General features: G+C 67.1%; 4 protein-coding genes and 1 pseudogene. 4 read left to right on the top strand and 1 reads right to left on the bottom strand.

Annotated features, from left to right (window positions below; translation table 11 throughout):
- Positions 1 to 139: 139 nt before the first annotated feature.
- Positions 140 to 979, bottom strand: a pseudogene (locus QH283_RS06810) (acetyl-CoA C-acyltransferase); the annotation flags it as partial.
- Positions 980 to 1,092: 113 nt separating this feature from the next.
- Between QH283_RS06810 and QH283_RS06805 the strand changes: the two are divergent.
- The 4 genes from QH283_RS06805 (at position 1,093) to QH283_RS06790 (ending at position 3,240) form a co-directional block, all read left to right on the top strand.
- On the top strand, positions 1,093 to 1,311 hold the full coding sequence (locus tag QH283_RS06805) for a hypothetical protein (RefSeq protein ID WP_280502164.1): 219 nt from the start codon (positions 1,093 to 1,095) through the stop codon (positions 1,309 to 1,311).
- On the top strand, positions 1,283 to 1,630 hold the full coding sequence (locus QH283_RS06800) for a hypothetical protein (RefSeq protein ID WP_280502163.1): 348 nt from the start codon (positions 1,283 to 1,285) through the stop codon (positions 1,628 to 1,630). The genes QH283_RS06805 and QH283_RS06800 overlap by 29 nt, the downstream gene beginning before the upstream one ends.
- A gap of 172 nt (positions 1,631 to 1,802) precedes the next feature.
- Positions 1,803 to 2,486 (top strand): type IV toxin-antitoxin system AbiEi family antitoxin domain-containing protein, encoded by a 684-nt coding sequence (locus QH283_RS06795; RefSeq protein ID WP_280502162.1) that lies wholly within the window; start codon positions 1,803 to 1,805, stop codon positions 2,484 to 2,486.
- Positions 2,473 to 3,240 carry a nucleotidyl transferase AbiEii/AbiGii toxin family protein gene (locus QH283_RS06790; RefSeq protein ID WP_280502161.1) on the top strand — a complete coding sequence of 256 codons (768 nt, stop codon included), beginning with the start codon at positions 2,473 to 2,475 and terminating at the stop codon, positions 3,238 to 3,240. Before QH283_RS06795 ends, QH283_RS06790 begins: the two co-directional genes overlap by 14 nt.
- Positions 3,241 to 3,484 lie beyond the last annotated feature (244 nt).

Raw genomic sequence — 3,484 nt, 5'->3', positions numbered from 1 at the left:
CTCGGCGGCTCCACTGATCCGCTTGGCCAGGCCATCGCGCACCAGCTCGCCCACCGACTGCGGTGCGGGGGGGGGGGGGGCGCCCCGCCCCGGCGGGCGGGTGGGGGGGGCCCCCCCCCCCCCCCCCCCCGCTTCCGCATCAGGAGTCCAGGCGCTCGATGATGGTCGCGTTGGCCGTGCCGCCGCCTTCGCAGATGGTGAGCAGGCCGTAACGCCCGTTGCGCCGCTCGAGCTCGTTGAGCAGGGTGGCGAACAGCTTCGCACCGGTCGCACCAAGCGGGTGACCGAGAGCGATCGCACCGCCGTTGACGTTCACCTTCTCCGGGTCCGCGCCGGTCTCCTTGATCCAGGCCAAAACGACCGGAGCGAAGGCCTCGTTGATCTCGACCACGTCGATGTCGTCGATGGTCAGGCCGGTCTTCTCCAACGCCCACTTGGTGGCCGGGATCGGCGCGGTGAGCATGAAGATCGGGTCGGCGCCGCGGGCGGAGACGTGGTGGATGCGGGCGCGGGGCTTCAGGCCGTATTCCTGCACCGCCCACTCGGAGGCGAGCAGGGTGGCGCTGGCGCCGTCGGAGATCTGGCTGGCCACGGCGGCGGTCAGCGGGCTGCCTTCGGCGAGGGCGGGCAGAGAGGCCATCTTCTCGAGGCTGGTCTCGCGGGGGCCCTGGTCGATCCAGAAGTCGCCGACGGGGACGATCTCGTTGTCGAAGCGGCCGTTCTTGATGGCGTCGCGGGCGCGTTCGTGGCTGCGCAGCGCCCATTCCTCCATGTCGCGGCGGGTGATGTCCCACTTCTCGGCGATCATCTGGGCGCCGCGGAACTGGGAGACCTCACCGGTGCCGTAGCGGTGGTCCCAGCCCTGGGCGCCGACGAACGGGGAGTCGAAGCCGTATTCCTTGCCCGCGAGCATGGCAGCGGAGATCGGGATGGCGCTCATGTTCTGCACGCCGGCCGCGACGATCACCTCGGCGGTGCCGCCGCTACCACGCATCTGATACCACAGTGGATCGGAACAGGTTGTGATGGAACCGAATCGGATCCGGCAGCGTCCAACCAGATGTCCAACCAACTATCCGCAGGGGGAACATCATGGTCAGGACAGTCAAAGCAGCAGTTGGCGCCGTCATGCTGGGGGTGCTGCTGGTGGTGCCCGCCACCGTGGCCGGCGTCGCGAATGCCAGCACCATCAACTGCGTGTACACCGGCCCGATCGTCGGGCACCCTGGCATGCAGTACGTCTGCTACGTAATCCACGACGACAACTCGAGGGAGACCTTTTATGCACCCGGCCCCGCAGGGCGGCTCTGAGCCCGTCGTCCACGTCATCCAACGTCCGGAGTTCATCGACCAGGCCGACGGCACAGTCCGCGCCTACTATCCGGGCGAGGACTGGTATGTGACCGGAAAGGACCGCACGGACGCGGGCCGCGAGCTGACCGCCGAGGTGGATCGGCGCATGCAGGACCCCGATTACGTGGCCCAGCATTTCGCGATGGCCCAACGGCACCTCGCCGGCGAACAGACCCCCGGCTTCGATGCGCGACTGCTCGACCAGGACCAGTACCAAGCCCGTACGAGCGAGATCGGCGACGCCTTGATCGAAGGGCGTACACCCGATTCGAAGTAGACCGCGACGACCACCTTCGTCGCGCCACCCGACAGCGATGGGGCTCGACTGCCGAACAGCAGCCGAGCCCCGTCGTTGACTGTGCCGACGTCCTCGCAGATGACGAAAGGCCGTAACGCTGGTCGCGCCATCTGGAAGCTAGTATGCATTTCGTAGGCTGTAGACCTACGAAATGCATACTGATGAGGAAGGAGGAGTAGTGGCGGACCATCACAGCACCCCACTTCCGGCAGCGCTGTGGCGCAGCCCCCTCCGCACGATCCGCCCGCAGGATGCGACCGCTGTATACGCCAACCCGCGACCCGAGATCGCTCGCTTGACGGATAAGGGGTTGCTCCATCGCGTCGCCCACGGTTACTACGTCATCGTTCCACCCGAATATGTCGGGCGGACCTGGCTACCGGATCTCGAAGCAGTAGCCGCGGGCATCGCCTCCTCGATATACGGAGCGGACAACGCAGTATTGATGGGAATCAGTGCCGCACGAATGTGGGGAGCCATTCCCCGCGCCCTCGCAACCGCGGTCGTCGCCGTACCCCACCAGCACAGGCCGATCACACTGTCGGATCGGACCGCGACGCTGCCCTTCGAACGGCGAGACACCGACGCACAGGATGCCGAGCGAGCGGAGACACCCCTCGGACCTGCACTGGTAACCACTGCCGAACAGACCGTCTTGGACCTCACGAAACGACCGCGCCTCGGGAATGCCGAGGCAGACGTCCCGGCTGCTGTCGCGACGCTCTACGCACGCAGCGACCACGAACGACTCATAGAACTCGCGGCAGCACAGCGCCTGATGGGCGCGCTCCGCCGCGCCGAAATCTGGGGGGAACACGGGCATGGACATCGATGAACAAGAGGCCGTAGCCAGCCGGTTCGGCGTCTCCCCGGAGCAGGTCGAACGCGACCACCTGATCTCACACCTTCTCGCGGCTATCAGCGACCGGTTCGGGGATCGTCTGCACTTCATCGGTGGAACAGCGCTGTCCCGCACCCACCTGACGAGCGGCCGGCTCAGTGAGGACATCGATCTGGTCGCGCTGGGCAGCCGGACTGCACTCGCAGCGGAACTCGATACGGCGCTGCCACGTGCTGTCGCACGCACTCACGGTCGGCTGGAGTGGATGCCATCTCTGACCTCGATCGCTGATACCGGCGCCGCGAACCTCCGCTCGGCGCAGGGCCTGTCGGTCAAGATCCAGTTGCTCTCATCACGAAACCGGACACTTTGGCCTGCTGAGTTGCGAGTCCTCGAACAGCGTTATCTCGACGCTCCACCGGCCGAGTTGTTCGTGCCGACCCTGCCCGCTTTCGCCGCTGCCAAAACAGCGACCTGGCACGACCGGCGCGCACCACGCGACCTGTGGGATCTCTGGGCACTGGCGGCAATAGACGGTATCGACCACGCCGCAGCAGAGTTGTATCGACGCTTCGGACCGACGAACACACTGCCGGGCGCCCACGTTTTCGACCGGCCACCGGCCGACGACGCATGGAACTCGCAACTGGCCGGGCAGACCCGACTCGACATCACTGCCGCAGAGGCACTGCGAAAAGTCCGCGAGGCATGGGCACGGCTGTCACCCGCCGAAGACAGCGGCGAATAGTCCTCGAACGCGAGGGCGACCTGACCGCCATCGCCGACGACACCAGATCCCTCGTCCTCAGGCATACCGAGCAGCACGACTCGCGGCCGGCACGGGGCCAGGATGGCTTGTCTCGTCTGCGATCCGACGCCTCCGGTGCGAACACGTCTGTGGGGTAATGCATTCCGGGTGCGGGGGGGGGGGGGGGGGGGGGGGCCGCCGCCCGCCCACCCCCCCCCACCCCCGGCCCCGCGCCGACGGCGGG

Origin of the sequence: Nocardia farcinica, assembly GCF_029867845.1 — a bacterium.
GTDB classification, from domain to species: Bacteria; Actinomycetota; Actinomycetes; order Mycobacteriales; family Mycobacteriaceae; genus Nocardia; species Nocardia farcinica_A.
The sequence above is the reverse complement of the archived record's forward strand: the minus strand, read 5'-3'. Positions and strand labels throughout refer to the sequence as shown.